At 57.5% G+C, this 14,798-nt stretch carries 13 protein-coding genes; 9 read left to right on the top strand and 4 right to left on the bottom strand.

The window, feature by feature from the left end; genetic code table 11:
- Positions 1–131 precede the first annotated feature (131 nt).
- From ACS0VV_RS09585 to ACS0VV_RS09600, 4 genes are all read left to right on the top strand, one after another.
- A complete protein-coding gene (locus ACS0VV_RS09585; RefSeq protein ID WP_483532489.1) occupies positions 132–488 on the top strand; it encodes a thermonuclease family protein in 357 nt (118 codons plus the stop codon).
- A complete protein-coding gene (locus tag ACS0VV_RS09590) occupies positions 488–787 on the top strand; it encodes a hypothetical protein (RefSeq protein WP_483532490.1) in 300 nt (99 codons plus the stop codon). Before ACS0VV_RS09585 ends, ACS0VV_RS09590 begins: the two co-directional genes overlap by 1 nt.
- Complete coding sequence (locus ACS0VV_RS09595) at positions 777–974, top strand: DUF6961 family protein (RefSeq protein WP_483532491.1); 198 nt, start codon at positions 777–779, stop codon at positions 972–974. The genes ACS0VV_RS09590 and ACS0VV_RS09595 overlap by 11 nt, the downstream gene beginning before the upstream one ends.
- Before the next feature lie 361 nt (positions 975–1,335).
- The gene (locus ACS0VV_RS09600; protein WP_483532492.1) at positions 1,336–3,837 is read left to right on the top strand and encodes a hypothetical protein; all 2,502 of its coding nucleotides are present in this window, start codon (positions 1,336–1,338) and stop codon (positions 3,835–3,837) included.
- A 479-nt stretch (positions 3,838–4,316) separates the two neighbouring features.
- On the opposite strand, the gene ACS0VV_RS09605 is transcribed toward ACS0VV_RS09600, so the two are convergent.
- The 3 genes from ACS0VV_RS09605 to ACS0VV_RS09615 all read right to left on the bottom strand — a co-directional run bounded on the left by ACS0VV_RS09605 (position 4,317) and on the right by ACS0VV_RS09615 (position 8,501).
- Complete coding sequence (locus ACS0VV_RS09605) at positions 4,317–4,967, bottom strand: hypothetical protein (protein WP_483532493.1); 651 nt, start codon at positions 4,965–4,967, stop codon at positions 4,317–4,319.
- Between the two features lie 163 nt (positions 4,968–5,130).
- The gene (locus ACS0VV_RS09610; RefSeq protein WP_483532494.1) at positions 5,131–5,949 is read right to left on the bottom strand and encodes an SH3 domain-containing protein; all 819 of its coding nucleotides are present in this window, start codon (positions 5,947–5,949) and stop codon (positions 5,131–5,133) included.
- A gap of 758 nt (positions 5,950–6,707) precedes the next feature.
- Positions 6,708–8,501 carry a recombinase family protein gene (locus tag ACS0VV_RS09615; RefSeq protein WP_483532495.1) on the bottom strand — a complete coding sequence of 598 codons (1,794 nt, stop codon included), beginning with the start codon at positions 8,499–8,501 and terminating at the stop codon, positions 6,708–6,710.
- A gap of 289 nt (positions 8,502–8,790) precedes the next feature.
- Here ACS0VV_RS09615 and hxsB point away from each other — a divergent pair, with 289 nt between their 5' ends.
- The 5 genes from hxsB (at position 8,791) to ACS0VV_RS09640 (ending at position 13,539) form a co-directional block, all read left to right on the top strand.
- The gene (gene hxsB, locus ACS0VV_RS09620) at positions 8,791–10,188 is read left to right on the top strand and encodes a His-Xaa-Ser system radical SAM maturase HxsB (protein WP_483532496.1); all 1,398 of its coding nucleotides are present in this window, start codon (positions 8,791–8,793) and stop codon (positions 10,186–10,188) included.
- Positions 10,185–11,258 carry a His-Xaa-Ser system radical SAM maturase HxsC gene (gene hxsC, locus ACS0VV_RS09625; protein ID WP_483532497.1) on the top strand — a complete coding sequence of 358 codons (1,074 nt, stop codon included), beginning with the start codon at positions 10,185–10,187 and terminating at the stop codon, positions 11,256–11,258. Before hxsB ends, hxsC begins: the two co-directional genes overlap by 4 nt.
- Before the next feature lie 32 nt (positions 11,259–11,290).
- Positions 11,291–11,884: a His-Xaa-Ser repeat protein HxsA gene (gene hxsA / locus ACS0VV_RS09630; RefSeq protein ID WP_483533522.1), complete on the top strand. Its 594-nt coding sequence runs from the start codon at positions 11,291–11,293 to the stop codon at positions 11,882–11,884.
- Complete coding sequence (locus ACS0VV_RS09635; RefSeq protein ID WP_483532498.1) at positions 11,859–12,257, top strand: TIGR03982 family His-Xaa-Ser system protein; 399 nt, start codon at positions 11,859–11,861, stop codon at positions 12,255–12,257. Before hxsA ends, ACS0VV_RS09635 begins: the two co-directional genes overlap by 26 nt.
- Before the next feature lie 145 nt (positions 12,258–12,402).
- Positions 12,403–13,539 carry a His-Xaa-Ser system-associated MauG-like protein gene (locus ACS0VV_RS09640; RefSeq protein ID WP_483532499.1) on the top strand — a complete coding sequence of 379 codons (1,137 nt, stop codon included), beginning with the start codon at positions 12,403–12,405 and terminating at the stop codon, positions 13,537–13,539.
- A 22-nt stretch (positions 13,540–13,561) separates the two neighbouring features.
- On the opposite strand, the gene ACS0VV_RS09645 is transcribed toward ACS0VV_RS09640, so the two are convergent.
- The gene (locus ACS0VV_RS09645) at positions 13,562–14,470 is read right to left on the bottom strand and encodes a TonB family protein (RefSeq protein WP_483532500.1); all 909 of its coding nucleotides are present in this window, start codon (positions 14,468–14,470) and stop codon (positions 13,562–13,564) included.
- Positions 14,471–14,798: the final 328 nt, after the last annotated feature.

Below are 14,798 nucleotides of genomic sequence, written 5' to 3' on the forward strand. Positions count from 1 at the left end.
TGCGGCCGACGGCGCTTGTACTGGGACAGAGCTGCTATGATCGCTGGCGCGTGACGATCAGGTCTTCAATGCCCTCTATGATCATTTGCTTTTGCTTGGAGCCCGCTGATCTTCACGCTATTCTCGCTCGGATGTTCGATCTTCTGCTTGCCGTCACCATTGCTGTTTGCCCCGCCAGCGGCGTGCGCATCACCTGTGTGCATGACGGGGACTCTATTGTGATCGAACGCGAGCGCATCCGCATATCCGATATCGATACGCCCGAGCTCGATGGCGAATGTCCGCGCGAGCGCGCATTGGCGATCGAGGCCCGTGACACGCTGGTGAGCCTCCTTAATGCCGGCCCTTACCGGATTATCCGCGAGGGCGAGGACCGCTATGGCCGGACATTGGCCATCATTACCAACGATGCGGGGTCTATTGGCGATCAAATGGTGGCTGCAGGGGTAGCCCGAACCTGGAGCGGGCGCAGGGAGCCCTGGTGCTGATGAGGGAGTGGGATGATCCCAACAAGCACCGGGCGCCGACCCCGCGGCAGCGCATCCTCGAAACGGTCCTCGGGCTGATATCGGTCCTCATCATGCTGGCGATCGCGATATCGGCGTTCTTTCTCCTCACAGCCTCTGCCTATGGCCATCCCGGCACGCTGGCGGCCACCGAGGACGGCACCATCTCATTACCGGCAGAGCGAACAAGCTCGCTTATGTTTCCGCAGCAAACTGGCGCAGACACTGGTGACAGTACCATGGCCGCGGCGACAGAACCTTGTGCGGCGCATGACGCGTGACAAGGAAATTCTGGGCATGGCGCTGTGGGTAGAAAAGCACCACGGTGCGGATGGATGGTTCCACATTGCGCAGCAGCAGGACCGGCTTCTCGAAGCCGGAGACTTCGCCGGGGTCGCCCTATGGCGCAAGGTCGCGTGCCGGTTCGAAGAGCTTATGGCAGCTAAGTCACCTGCGCAGTTGCATTAGGATTGATTGCCGAGCGTTAGCCGGCTGCTCTCGCTTCAGGCTTCTTGATTAGCTGTTGCTGGCCCAACTGGGGAACCGGAACACGAGAGGGTGATGCCAGGCCAACCGCAAGTGTCGCGGATCGACGCAGACCTCCCTTAATGCGAATTTCTTGGGGTTCGTGACCTGTCGAAACTTCAGCGATGCGCACACTTGTCGTCACGACGAGAAAAAACTTTTCACGAGCAAATGTAAAACAGTAGCTCAATTCTTTCAATGCGTTCTCATATCAATCCGCTTTTCTAATTGGACAAATCTGCCTATGCTCGCGCAAATATAGAGGGCCAGCCCGAAATATTGGGTCTGGAAAATGGGGGTCGTAATGAAGAAGCTATATTTTGCAATAAGGGATCGGGCACGCCAGCCTGTTAAAGGCATACAGGTCGAAATAGGCTATTTCATTCCACAATGTGCTCCTGATGACGCAAAGCCAGACGATGATAAGGCCTTCGTGTCGATCGCATTGCTAATCACAGGCGAGAGGGGTCTGGTCGGCTTTGAAACCGACCAAATAAAGCGCAAACTTAAGGGTCCTGGTGCTCGTGATCTCAGCGTCCGAGTGGGCGGCGCAAGCAATAGCACCTCCACATTTGACGCAGAGTTCCTGTTCGCGCTTTCAGGTCCTTTGGAAATCATAACTGAAAGCTCTGCGCCGGCTGATGCCATCGGTGTTTCAACTGCCAGCGAAAGCGATACGTCTTCAATCCAGGGAGGGATCGGCATCGACGATATCGACCTTCTTCCGTCACTCATTCAGAACTTTGACGACCTACAGTTTGGGAATGACCGATGCAGTCGTCTGGTCCCGATGGATCAAACGCGCAGGCTGTTCAATCACAAGCAGGTTGTTCTGACGGAGCGCAATGCCTTGCAGTGCACCGACGCTACTGGCGTTACGCACGCAATCCACCGCGGCGAGGCACTCCTCTTCTCTGTGCAGTGGGATCGTCTTGGATATTCCTACGGTGATCTGCTTTATAGCCTCGCATTAGCTCCCGGTGAAAGCGTTACGCTGGCAATCTCTTCATGGGAGCAGCGGCAATTTGCGCGAGCGTCGCGAGACACCGAGACAAGAGAACTTGCCTCGACATCGCTCTCTCGCGCCAACGCCCTGTCTGAAACCATGAGCGCGCTTGGCCAGTCATTCGGGATTAGCAGGGCCGCAAGTGCGGAAATACCGATTCCCAGCGCCGGGATTTCGGTTGGTTTGGCAGCTGGCGCGTCGTACAATAGGAACAGTTTTTCGGCTCAATCAGCAAGAAACTTTACCGAAAGCATCCGCAGCTCGGCAGAGCGGTGGCGGAGGGACCACCAGACCATTGTTGCAGAGCAGTCCGCATCCCAGAATCAGCAGCTCTCGTATCGTGCGATTTGCAACAAGAACTACTGTCATGTTCTCAACATATTTTATCACGAAGTTCTTGAAAATCATGCTGTTAATACCAGCCTTCTTGGACATCAGGATGTTTATTTCGTTCCACATGAAATTAAGCCATTCGATTCCCGTCGCGCGAGATGCGTTTATCCGCTCCTCAAGGATTTCCTCATTGACGATTGTCTGCCGGATCTGTGCGACGCGCTTCGCCTTACCGAAAAGGGTGATGAAGACGCCCCTTCTCCCGGCCTTCCAGCTCAGGACGACAACAAGCTGACGAGCCAGTTCCAGCTGTCAGTTCGCATCGGCAATAATGGGTTGGACAAGAATCGTCCCTTTTACCTTGTTCTGCACTTGCGTGACGGAAGCGTCAGGAAGTTGGCAGTTTCTAGAAGCGACAGATGGAAGAAGAGAAGTAGCTATACCCACACGGTTACAGGCATCTCGGTTGATCCAGCTCAGATCCAGTTTGTGGGCCTCGAAAATGGCAGCTCCTGGGCCGTAACGATCGACTCCTATGACGTCAGCTACAGTGACCCGAATGGCCAAGGTTACAAGCCGCTGGGATCAGGGACGCCCGGAGAAATTCGCGGAAAATCAAGCACCAAAACTCCGTCAATCGTTCCAGCACCGCCGCCCGCTGCTCCGCAGCCCGACCTGACTGCTGACGTTGACAAGGACGCCGAGGCCAAGTCGCTGGTCAACGCCTATGTCAATCACCTCAATTGCAACAGTCACTATTACAATATGCTCCTGTGGCTGCTTGAAGACGTAAATTCCCGAATTACTCGGTTCGAGGGCATTGCTTGCGGCGCCTCACCGCTTAGTGAGCTTGTTAACCCTCTGCCAATTGGAATATTCGGGCACTATCTGGTCTTTACCGTTGCAGGAAGTGGCGAGGAGCTCCTCGATGACCCCGAGCTGCTTTCAAGAGAACTGGTCGTATTGCCGACCTCAGGTGTTTTTGCAGACGCAGCTCTCGGGCAATGCGATGCCTGCGAAGAATTTCCCGACCTTGAGGATCCGTTCTGGAAATGGGTCGACAAACCCAACGAGTGTAAAGGCAATACTGGCATAAAGCCCGCAGACCCTTCGGTGTCCAGCTTGCTCGGTGCCAACGGCCTGACATTTGCGACGCCGGTCACGACCGGCTTTGCGACGTTGCCGACCTTACCTTCGTCTGACCCCGCAAACTCGCTGGTTACTGCTTTCGGAGCGAAGCTGGCCGAAGCCATTCTTTCCGAAAACAGCTCGCAGTCACTTGCTCAGCTCGCCGCGATCTTGGAAAAACTTAAAGATGCGGTGAAGGAGGCAGAAAAGCCGAAGGAAACGCCACCGCCCGGAGACAACCCCGGCTCTGATCCGGATGTGGAGCCACCAGGCGGGGATCCTGACACACCTGTCGACCCCTCGGACCCCAATGCGGGTGGTGGCCCGATTTTGGTCTGAAGCTGATCACAAAAGTCCAGGCGCTCTTCTCCACCAGCTTGACTGGCTATTTTACAAAGGAAAATGTCGGCTTCACTTTCATTCCTTGGCCACGACGAGGAGACCCAAATCCTCTTGTAGGTGTTGTCAGAGCAAATGCACTTTGCCCATTCAGATTGCCGTTCTTAGACTCGCGATGAAACGCTTCTGGTAAAAGAATAGCGTTTTTGCGATGTGACCAGAATTAGGTGGACGACGCGAAAAAGTTGCATTCGGGCAGGATCGCCACCTCCGGGATTAATCAGCAGATACGCGCGTCTGGGTGCTGTCGGTCCGGCCGCAACTTATATCCGCTCAACTCAGCTAGCCCTCACCCATTTTTAGCTCGGGCCGCGAGGATCTGCCACTCAGCCAGAACGGCTGAGCGGCGGGTCTTGTAGGTCACTCTTATGTTCTGCGCGCGCAGATCGATTGATCCGCGAGCGCAGCCTGGCGATCGGTCAACTCACCGGCCCGGCCGTCGGCACGGCGGGCGCTTCGGCATAAGTCAGCGCCGCGGCGCATTCACCGTCGCGATATGCGATGCCGACTACATCGCTCACCAGGCGGCCTTCGGGCAGGCGGCTCATCAGGATGTCGTACATCCCCGATCCGCAGATGGCTTCCACGATCTGCGTGATCCTGTCTTTCAGTGTCGTCCCGGCTTGGCCTTGGTTAAGCGCTGCATACTCGTGCCAGCCAAGGAAGATCTGATCGAGCTGGGCCTGCGAGCCGTCATCGATGTCGAAGTAGAACGAATCCCGCCCGTCCATCGCCACCAGGTAGACGGTGCTGGGTCGCGGAAGGTTCGCCATGCGGTAGACGACCGTGCCGATCGGCCAGCTGTAATTCTCGATCAGCGCGTTGCAGCGGGCATCGCCGGTCAGGTCTTCAGAAATCGGTCGCACAAGCGGCCAATGAACAGGTGCGACCTGGTCTCCCATGCCGATCTGTTCGTAAAGCCCGGCGTCGGGAAGGCGTTCGAAGGCCCTGCAGATCTTGCGGTTGCGGCCGAGATCGTCGTTGTCGAGCAGGATGAACGCGCGGATTCCCTCATCGGTCAGCGCGGCGGCGTGTTGCGATGGCAGCAGGTAGTTTCTGGCCGAAACCATTCCCTCCGCCCCAGCAAACGGACCTCCCACATTTGCTGATGGCGCTATGGAGGCGCAGCCGGACAGCGTTGCCGCGGCGGCTATGGCAGTAAGCATTCTCTTCATTTCAATTGCCCCTCTTGAAAATCTCATGACGCGCCCTTCGTCGCCTGCGCTTCCCCGGTTATTCCACCTCCGCCGAGACTTCGACAGCGGTTTCAGCTCCTGTGGAACCGTCAGTTTCCAGCACCGCCGGCTGCGCCGCGACAATACTTACCGTGCCCGCCGCCTGCGCGCGCGCATCGGCAATCGCCGCGTCGCGCATCTGTCGTGCCTGCATCACGCGCGCCGAGGGTGTAAGGCTTGGGTCGGTGTACGGGTAATAGGTGTGCCAGTTCGCATCGGCTTCGCTGATCTGGGAACTCTGCTCGGAAATCTCACTGGCGAGCACATCGAGCTCGAGCGGGTGTTCAGTCGTCACCACCAATTCGCGGCCGTTCGGGATGGTCGCGCTCTCACCGGTGACGAAGCCCGCGAAGATCCCCGCGACCAGCACCCCGCCGAGCGTCTCCAGCGTGGCGCCTTCGCCTTCCTGCCGGAAGGTGCCGTTTACCGCGATCTGCTGGCCCTGCACGACGATATGCTCGATCTCGACATCCATTTTGCCCGAGCGCCCAAATGCGCCGCGGCTCGACAGATCGGTGATGCGGCCCTGCACCGGCGATCCGGCCGGAATTACGATGTACTGCCCCAACATGATGTCGTGCGCGACCACGAGTCGGAACGTGTCGCCCGCCTCCCAGTCATCGCCGCTGGTGGTGACATTCTCGATGAGCCGGACGGTGACCTGTGTGCCCTGCGGCAGCACGGCGTATCCTTGAGGCCCAGCGGCGACGGACAGGCGCACCGGCACGGGTGAGGACGTTGGCGCGGCAGCCTCTTGCGCAAGAGCGGGCGAAGCCGCGACAGTCAAGGCGGCAGCACAAAGCATCGGAAATTTCATTTTACGTCCCCTGTCTGCGACGATCCCCCGATCGCCGTTTCGCAAAGACTGGCACCGCACGCAGAAAAATTCCACTTTTATTTCAGATACACGCGAGCGCAGCGCTGTAGTCCCCGAGGTCGGCTTCGAGCGCGTCGGTGGCCCAGCGTCAGGAAAGGCGGCGCATCGTGCCCCTGGAGACACTGCTAGCGGCGCATGGCGCGGGTAACGGCATCGAGCTATATGGCGCTATTAAAGCTTATGCACTGTGCCAATCCAAGCCGCAGTTCTTGGACTTGTGCTGGGATGCTTTTGACAAAAGCGCAGGTTTTTGGGCCGTGATCAGCGACAGGAGCGAAACTGACAGCGACGCACCATTGGAGGTGTGTTTGCTTTGACAATGCCACTCTCGGCATTCTGATCGCTGGTTTCTCTCAGAGCAACGTGCCTGAGACAACTGTTCGAGACGCATTAGGCCGCACCTTCGACACAGCCGTTGTCCGGTCGGTTCGCGTCGACGAGATTGATGAGATAGCCTCAAGTTCACTTGCTGTCGTAAATAAATCCATAGCGACAACCAGCAGTCGCCTGTGCGTATTCTCCATCATCAAACCGTGCGCGGATTACCCCCAAGCCAGTCATCGATATCATCAGAAGAGACTTTGCAAATTCCGCGAGACTACCGAACCAAGTCCCGGGCGCTTGGGAGAAATACAGAACTCTTGCAGAATGCCATGAACGGCAGTTTCTTTTGAGGCGCAGCTCCGATGCTGACCTGCTCACGCGGGATTGGAAAGCTTGCCACGCCGCGGACGCCCGAAGAGCAGCTTCGAGCACACCTCCCTTGATGGCGCAGAAAAGCCGAACAGCTTGCGCTGCACGGCCCAGTCGAGCGGTACGTTCGCCTTGAAAAGCCCGTCCGCTGTCAGCGATTCAGGCTGGGTTCCGTCGAGAATGGCTGTAACAATGTCTGGTGCGAGATAATTCAGGCGGACGAGGCGCGAGAAATGCGCTGACCTGCACCTCAGCACTTTGGCCAGCTCATCGGGTGACTTCTCGCGGTTCTCCTCGACGAGCCGCATCGCCTTTCGGGCCTTCTGGATAAGTTGAACGAGTGTTGGATCGGGAGTGGTTGCCGGACTGGCTGGGCGGGCAGAAAGATTGAGAACTGCGCTGCGTTCATCAGATATCGCCCTCGCGGCAATACTAAGCTCGTATCGCGCATCGCTGCAGGACCAGTCCGCCTGCCTTCCGTGAAAGGTCGCAGTGCCCTGCCAGGTGAGGAAGCGGCGCAGTTCGAGCGAGCGAAAGATGATCGACACATGCTCGGCTCCGAGCTCGATCGCGATGACCAGTGCCGTGAAAAGGTCTTTGAAGGCGCTCGAAGGAGTATTCGAAAGGCGATCCGCTGCATCGCGGCCACGGGTGACAAGCCCGTCGAGCTCGGCGCCGAAAACGCCAAGGGTTTTGAGAGCCGCGCGAAGCTTCCGTCGGTCGCACAGGAACTCGCACACACTTGCCAGGATCAGTTTGTCCAGCTTGCCGGCATTGGTCCTGTAGGCCTTGACGCGTTCGCGCTGCGCCCAGAAGGCGTTGCTCGAATTGTAATAGTAGTACGGCTTCCCCTTCCACCAGTCGACCGACAGGAGCATGTGGCGGCCGTAATCGTCCCATAGCAGACCTGCGAGGAAGTGATCGGTCTGACGGCAATGCGGTTTTGCCATGGTTCGCGACGCGCACAGGGCAACCGCCGCATCCCAGACTTCGCGCGAGATGATCGGCTGGTGCCGCCCTTCATGCATCCCGTCATGCCCGGCAATGTCGCCCACATAGACCGGATTGCGCAGGATGTTGTATACCGTTCCCGCCGACAGGATGTTGCCGCCCCTCTGCTTGCCACCTTTGGTGAACTTTATCGTGTGCCGGAATTCGCGGTCGTATACTGTCCTCGAGACCGCCGTATATGTCCCGGAGCGCAGAAACTCGTCAAAAATGAAGCGGACGATTGCCGCCTCCTCATCGACGATCTCGAGGCCGTTATCTTCAAGGACGTAGCCGAACGGCGGCAGGCCGCCATGCCAGAGCCCATGTCGCTTGCGGGTGCGCATGCTGTCGCGGATCCGCTCCGAGATCAGCTCATGCTCGAACTGCGAGAATGTGAGCAGGACATTCATAATCATCCTGCCCATGCTGTCGGAAGTATCGAACCTCTGCGAGATCGAGATAAAGGCGATGCCATGGCGATCGAAAATCTCGATCAGCCGCACGAAATCCATCAGACTGCGGGTAAGCCGGTCGATCCGGTAGACAACGACGGTATCAATCTCGCCCGCCTCGATCGCGTGCATGAGACCGGACATCGCCGGGCGATCGATGGTGGTGCCCGGCTGCCCGCCATCATCGAAATGCGCCGGGAGTTCGACCCACCCGCGATATTTCTGGCTGGTGATATAGGCCGAGCAGATTTCCCGCTGGGTCTCGAGCGAGTTCGCCTCGCGATCGAGACCGCGCCCCGAACTCTTCCTTGTGTAGATAGCGCAGCGGTTGAGGGATTGGGCGGGCTCTTGTGGCATCGGAAGGACTCCTGGTTCTTACTGCCCCTGTCCATTACGACACATACCGCCCGGAGCAGACCAGCGACCGGCTTGGCAGAAGTTCAGAACCCGCATTGCTTAGGGTCACACCAACCAACTTCTGCGTATTTGAATTCAGTCTTGGCCTGCACTTCATTGAGCGGGTCATATTGGCTGATGATTGAGTGAACTGGTGTTGTCGGACAAAATTCTTATGCAAATTCGACCAACCCACTTGCATGATTCCTTCCCACTGATAGCTTGACAATTATGGAGGAGTAACAGGGGTATGACTGCATCGGGAGCGCTGTCAGTCCGAGTAAGAGAACGCCGCGATTTGGCGGTCGATTCGCTCGAGATTGACCAAGCCGGGCGCTTTGGTCTGCGTTCGGCCCCTGCAGTTGAAAGCGAAGCAGACACACGATCCTCTCCTACACTTGCGAAGTCGCCGTTGTCGCGTCTTGAAAGCTTTTCTACCCGGTCGCTTGAACTACGACGCAGGGCCAAGCCTCAGGAACTCGATTTTCTCATTCTGGTGCCTACGCTTCGCTGCAATCTAAGCTGCGAGTATTGCCAGGTCTCAAGAGCGTCCCTGAACGCGACCGGCCACGATTGGTCGGAAGAAACCGTTGATGCAATTATCTCACTTGTTGGCGGCCTGACCGCGAACTCCGTCAAGATCGAGTTTCAAGGCGGAGAGCCGACACTTCGCCCGGATCTCATCACAAGAGTGATTGAGGCGGTGCCAGCGCGCGTGAAGGCCCAGTTCGTCATCTGCACCAATCTCGAAGTTCTCACCGACGAGATTACCGATATTTTCGATAGGCCCAATGTCGCCATTAGTACCTCGCTCGATGGACCTTCTTCGCTTCATTCAGCGCAGCGCAGCGGCACTTATAGAGAGCCAAGCAGGTTTCTTCAAAACCTGCACTTCGTGGTTGATCGCTACGGCCCCAGCAAGGTTTCAGCGCTTCCCACGATCAATCCACAGGCGCCGCCTGAGCCCGATGCACTTATCGATGCCTATCTCGAGTTCGGCCTGACCGAAATCTATCTCAGACCGATCAACTTTATGGGCTTTGCGCGCAAGAAGCATCCGGGATCGCGGGAAACCAACTCGCAATGGACGGCGTACTACGAGCAGTTCCTCAGACGGATCATCGAGAGAAACTATCAGGATCGCGCCCAAGTCCTGTCTGAAAGCTACTTTACGCTTATCCTGAAACGCATTTTCCGGCCGGGCCTCGACCGTCACGTCGATTTGCGCAATCCAAATCCGGTCGGGGTGGACTATGTGGTCATTGATCACGATGGGACGGCCTATCCAACTGACGAAGCCCGAATGCTAACACGCGCAGGTGTAATCGATCTTAGCATCGGCGATGTTCTCACTGGCTGGCAGACTGAAGCTCGGGACGCATTGGATCGAGCGTCAACCAATGACGGCGATCCCGCCTGTGAAGCATGTGCGTACAAACCCTATTGTGGGCGAGACATCGTGGACGATATCTCTCGCTATGGCCGGATCGATTTGCCGCGCCACGAAACCGCTTTCTGCAAGAGGCATCTGCATCTCTTCGATCTCGCCTTTGAACTTCTCTATTCGTCGGATGAAAAGGTCCGCTACTCGCTGGCGCGATGGCTAGAACTTCCCGGGGAGCTTCCCGGATTGGAAACCTTCCAGTGATCCCGCTTGCCTTCGAGGCCACCAGCGAAGCAAGCACGCCCTTTGTAACCCGGCTGTCGGCTGGCCAGGGAGTATTGCCAACAGATAGCGTTCAGATCGGGCGGAGCGACACAACAACGCTCTGGAGCGGGCAACACGGGCTTTTCGAAATCCGCTCCCGAGGGCAGAAAATCGAGAATGATGTTGTTCTGGTCGATCCTGCCAGGGGAAGCGCCGAGCGGCTGATCAGGGCAGCTTCCGATCACAATACGCTTCTTGTGACCGAGCGATGCGATCAGCTCTGCGTCATGTGCTCCCAGCCACCCAAGAAATCCCATGTCGACCGGTTCGCTCACTTCGAGGAGGCTTGCCTGCTTGCCCCAATCGGCAAGACAATTGGCTTCTCAGGCGGCGAACCAACGCTTTATCTCGAACAGCTTGTTGCGCTCATTGAAGGGGTATCTGCTAAACGACCGGATCTATCCTTCCATATTTTGACGAATGCGCAGCACTTTGAACAGGAGCATCTCGATCGGCTTTTGGCCCTCCCGCGCGAGAAGGTCGTATGGGGCATTCCCCTCTATTCGTCGAAGCCTGAGCATCACGACATTGCAGTTGGAAAACCCGGTGCCTTCGAACGGCTAATGGAGTCTTTCTCGACACTGCTGCTTGCAGGCGCGCGCATCGAACTCAGAACCGTTATGATGCAGCAGAACATCGCAGGCTTGCCCACCCTCGCGCGCTTCATCACGCGCTATCTCTCTCATATCGACCAATGGTCGATCATGGGTCTTGAGAATATCGGTTTTGCAAAGGGGCGGTGGGATGAGCTCTATTGCGATCCGCGAGAGAACTTCGAGCACATAGCAGAGGCAATCAATTTTGCTGTCCTGTTTGGCGTCGAGCCAAGACTGTTCAATGTTCCGCTTTGCCAGATCGAGGAGGCCTATCGCGGCTATGCCGTAGCCTCGATCTCCGACTGGAAGCAGCGATTTGGCAAGGCGTGCAACGCGTGCGCGGCAAAGCCGCGCTGCGCCGGTTTTTTCGAGTGGCATCCAGACCACCTTGTTGAACGCGTAGAACCGATATGAAGAAGCGAAAATACCTCATCAGTGGACTCGTGATGGCCGGTATCGTGCCGACTACGGCGTGCCAGCCACTCGAAAGCGACCTGGGTGGCACAGCTACGGGTGGTATTGGGCCAGACGAAGACGAGCTGCTTGGTCGCTTCGCGCAGGACCATCTCTTCAGCCTGGCGCAGCACCGTTCGCACCAGAGCCATTCTTCTCATAGCAGCCACCGCTCAGGCACCAGTAGCCGGCCAAGAGCGCCCGCTCCTCCCCCGCCGCCGCGGATACCTAGAGCAACTCCAGCGCCCGCCCCTGCCCCGGCCCCTGTTCCCACTGGAAGCTCTACAAGGAACGAGAGCAGCACGCCCGCCTCCTCCATTCTGCCTGCCTCTCCCGCGACCGCCCCACAAACGCTCCTCTCACAGGAAGCATCGCAATCCGAACCCTCTCCCTCGCAGATCACCGAAACCATAATGCGGGTGCAAATCTCGCTTATGGCCGCGGGCTATTATGACGGCGAAATTGACGGAATGAGCGGGCCGATGACGCGCGATGCGCTAGAGCGGTACCAACGCGACAATGGACTGACCGTCACCGGAACCATAACACCTGAGGTGCTCGATGCTTTCAGGATTACGCTCGAATAGGTTTGCTTCGCACGGCGCTGCGCTTGTTGCCGGACTGATTCTGGCATGGGTAGCGCTCCCGCTTTGGCGGGCGGGGCTCATGTGGCTTCACCAGGGCGAATACGGGCTACTGGTCCAACAATGCGATGTTGCGATGCGGGATCATTACCAGGCCGAGCGGTCAAGCGAGTCCGAGACCACTGCATCCAACGCGGCGGCTCTCGAGGCTGCTGAGATCGGCCTGCTCATTTGCCAGGACTATGACCTTTACCAAAAATGGCTCATGCAATGGGGGCTGCGCGAGAATGAACTTGCGCTTATGCGCCTTCGAGCAATCGAAGCGCGGTCCTCCGACCTGCAGGAGGTGATCGATATCCATGAAATCCGCTACTAGGAATCTGATAGCGCTTTGCGCCGCCTCGCTTCTGTTCACGATTGCGGCATGCAGCAATGAGAGCGGTACGACACACCGATGGTCAGATGAATCGGACACATCGCCCCTTGCGGACCCTTCTTTCGAGGGCTTGCGCATCTCGGCATTGCGCGAGGCCGCTATCAGCAACGGCTTTGTCCGAGCTGCCGAGCTTGCAGTACCCGTCGATCCCGCTCAGAGCGAAGTCGGCGGGCTCATATTTGAATCCGATCTGATGAGCCTCAATGCAGAGATAAGCTGCCGCGATTGTCATCTCGACGAGTTTGGCTCGGCTGACGGATTGCCCAATGCCGTGGGAGTCGGTGGCGAGGGCTCGGGAGCGCAGCGGCTGAACTCAGGAGGTCAAATCTTGCCTCGTAACGTCCTGCCCCTATGGGGCCGCGGCGCGCCGGGTTTCGAGACGTTTTTTTGGGACGGCAAAGTCGAATCCAGAGATGGCGACATCGTCAGTCAGTTCGGCAGCGAAGCGCCTTCTCCCGATCCCTTTATCGTGGCTATTCATCTCCCGTCCGTCGAGCTTGATGAGATGGTCTCTCACACCGAAGAAGTTCGAGACAATTTCGTAAATGAAGCCGTGGGCGGCGCAGCAGCCATACAGGATGAGATTGCCAGCAGGTTTGCCAATGATGAAACAATCGGACCGCGCCTGACATCGGTGCTTGGAGTGGAGCCGCGCGATATTGAGTTCGCCCATATCGCCGAAGCTCTCGCAGCTTTCATACGAGACGATTTCCGTATTCGAGCGACGCCGCTTGAGGCCTTCGTATTCGATGAAGCTCCCATCTCGCAAAGCGCCTTGAACGGAGGTCTGCTCTTTTACGGGCGAGGCCGCTGCGCAATCTGTCATTCCGGTCCGCACTTTTCCGATTTCGACTTTCACGCCGTGCCCTTCCCCCAAGCAGGCTTTGGACGAAACGGTTTCGGGATCGATGAAGGCCGATACAACGTCACGCACAACACCGCCGACAGGTTCCTGTTCAGGACTGCGCCGCTCTTTAATGTAACAAGGACTGCGCCCTACTCGCATTCAGGCTCTGTCCCGACGCTCGGCGAGGCGATCATCTGGCATTTCGATCCGCTGCGCCTTGCTGGCTCAGATGCGATGGAACGAACCGAGCGCGTGGATTTCTACGAGCGCCTTGGCCAGTCTTCGCGCGAGACTCTGCCATCGGAACTGACCGATGAGGAGGTGCGGGATTTGATCGCCTTCTTGGGACTGCTTGAATTTGACGCTGAGGAGTAACAGCGCCAAAGCAAAAACGCCCTCAATTGATCGCGTAAACGATAGTTGTGCTCCAGCTACCGGAGACAGGAGCACCCGATGCATCGAGAGCAGGTTCGAAGCGGGCGTAGCGCTGGATGTCCGCGCAAGCCGAACTGTCGAGGATCGAAGAGCCGCTGGAAGATGTAACCGTGCATCTCGAAACGCGGCCTACTGGGTCGACCGTAACGCTCAGGCCGACCGTGCCCTCGATTTCTCGGCGCAATGCTGTGGATGGATAGTTCTCGATCACGCGCCGGGTCCAAGATGCCTGCCCTGACGGCCTCGCCGGTCGCGATAGATCCCGTTCGATTGGCGCAGCCTCACTCTCAACCTGTTGCTCGGCCAATGGCTCGGCAGCAGCGTCGGCAAGCGAAATCTCTTCCGCAGACTCAGCCGCGGCAGGGCCAGCCTCGCTTTGCGGTGTCTCGCGCTGACCAAGCGGCGCTTCTTGCGCCATGTCTGCGCTCGTTTCCAGAGTGATCGTTTCGCTTCCGAAAGGTGTTGCAAGTATCGCCAGGCGCCGGCGGTCAAGTTCGCTACCACTGAGCCCCATACGATCGAGAGCCGACTGCCAGCGCTGGTTGGCTGCATCTTCACCGAACCAAATCGCATTGGGCTCAGTCAACCCCGATCCTTCGATCCTCGCCGAGACAATCCTGTCGAACGCGTAGCAGCGATCAAGGTCCTGGATCTGCGCTGCTTCCTGCACCGCCTCGTAGCACACTAGGCTATACTGCTGCGCGCCTTCCAGACCTGCCGCGGAGATGACCTTTTCAGCATGCTGCTCGGCTTCCACTAAAGCTTGCTGTGAAGGCGCATCAATTGCGTCACCCTCGGGGAATTCCGAAAACCCATCGCCTGGGAAAACCGACCGCACGACAAGGACGATCAGAACGAGGCCGATCGCCAAACCCCATCTATTTGGCCGCTTATCCATAGCAGTTCTTGGCGACAGGCGCATAATCCCAACGCTTGCATACCCTGGTCCGAGACCGCCGTTTTGCAGACAAGCTAGGTTTGGGCTGGCGCGGACGCGAACATCCCTGAAGATCAGCAACGCACGCGGAATAACTCTGAGAAAAGCGACCCAAAGATCGGACACAAGAGGTACAGCAAAGTGCGAGCGCCCGGCGCCTCACCAACGTTGCATACATATTTCCACTGCTTTGGATTCCGGGTTTCATTGTAACAGGTTATTCTGTTAGTCTCGCAAATACAATGTGAAGCAACGAGCATAG

The sequence above is a fragment of the Aurantiacibacter sp. KMU-128 genome (genome assembly GCF_056933515.1).

Bases quoted from the DNA above. Each gene is read 5' to 3' on its own strand.
- hxsB (WP_483532496.1), top strand. From the start codon at position 8,791: ATGACTGCATCGGGAGCGCTGTCAGTCCGAGTAAGAGAACGCCGCGAT.
- hxsA (WP_483533522.1), top strand. From the start codon at position 11,291: ATGGCCGGTATCGTGCCGACTACGGCGTGCCAGCCACTCGAAAGCGAC.
- ACS0VV_RS09610 (WP_483532494.1), bottom strand. From the start codon at position 5,949: ATGAAATTTCCGATGCTTTGTGCTGCCGCCTTGACTGTCGCGGCTTCG.
- ACS0VV_RS09585 (WP_483532489.1), top strand. From the start codon at position 132: ATGTTCGATCTTCTGCTTGCCGTCACCATTGCTGTTTGCCCCGCCAGC.
- ACS0VV_RS09590 (WP_483532490.1), top strand. From the start codon at position 488: ATGAGGGAGTGGGATGATCCCAACAAGCACCGGGCGCCGACCCCGCGG.
- ACS0VV_RS09595 (WP_483532491.1), top strand. From the start codon at position 777: ATGACGCGTGACAAGGAAATTCTGGGCATGGCGCTGTGGGTAGAAAAG.
- ACS0VV_RS09600 (WP_483532492.1), top strand. From the start codon at position 1,336: ATGAAGAAGCTATATTTTGCAATAAGGGATCGGGCACGCCAGCCTGTT.
- ACS0VV_RS09605 (WP_483532493.1), bottom strand. From the start codon at position 4,967: ATGGTTTCGGCCAGAAACTACCTGCTGCCATCGCAACACGCCGCCGCG.
- ACS0VV_RS09635 (WP_483532498.1), top strand. From the start codon at position 11,859: ATGCTTTCAGGATTACGCTCGAATAGGTTTGCTTCGCACGGCGCTGCG.
- ACS0VV_RS09615 (WP_483532495.1), bottom strand. From the start codon at position 8,501: ATGCCACAAGAGCCCGCCCAATCCCTCAACCGCTGCGCTATCTACACA.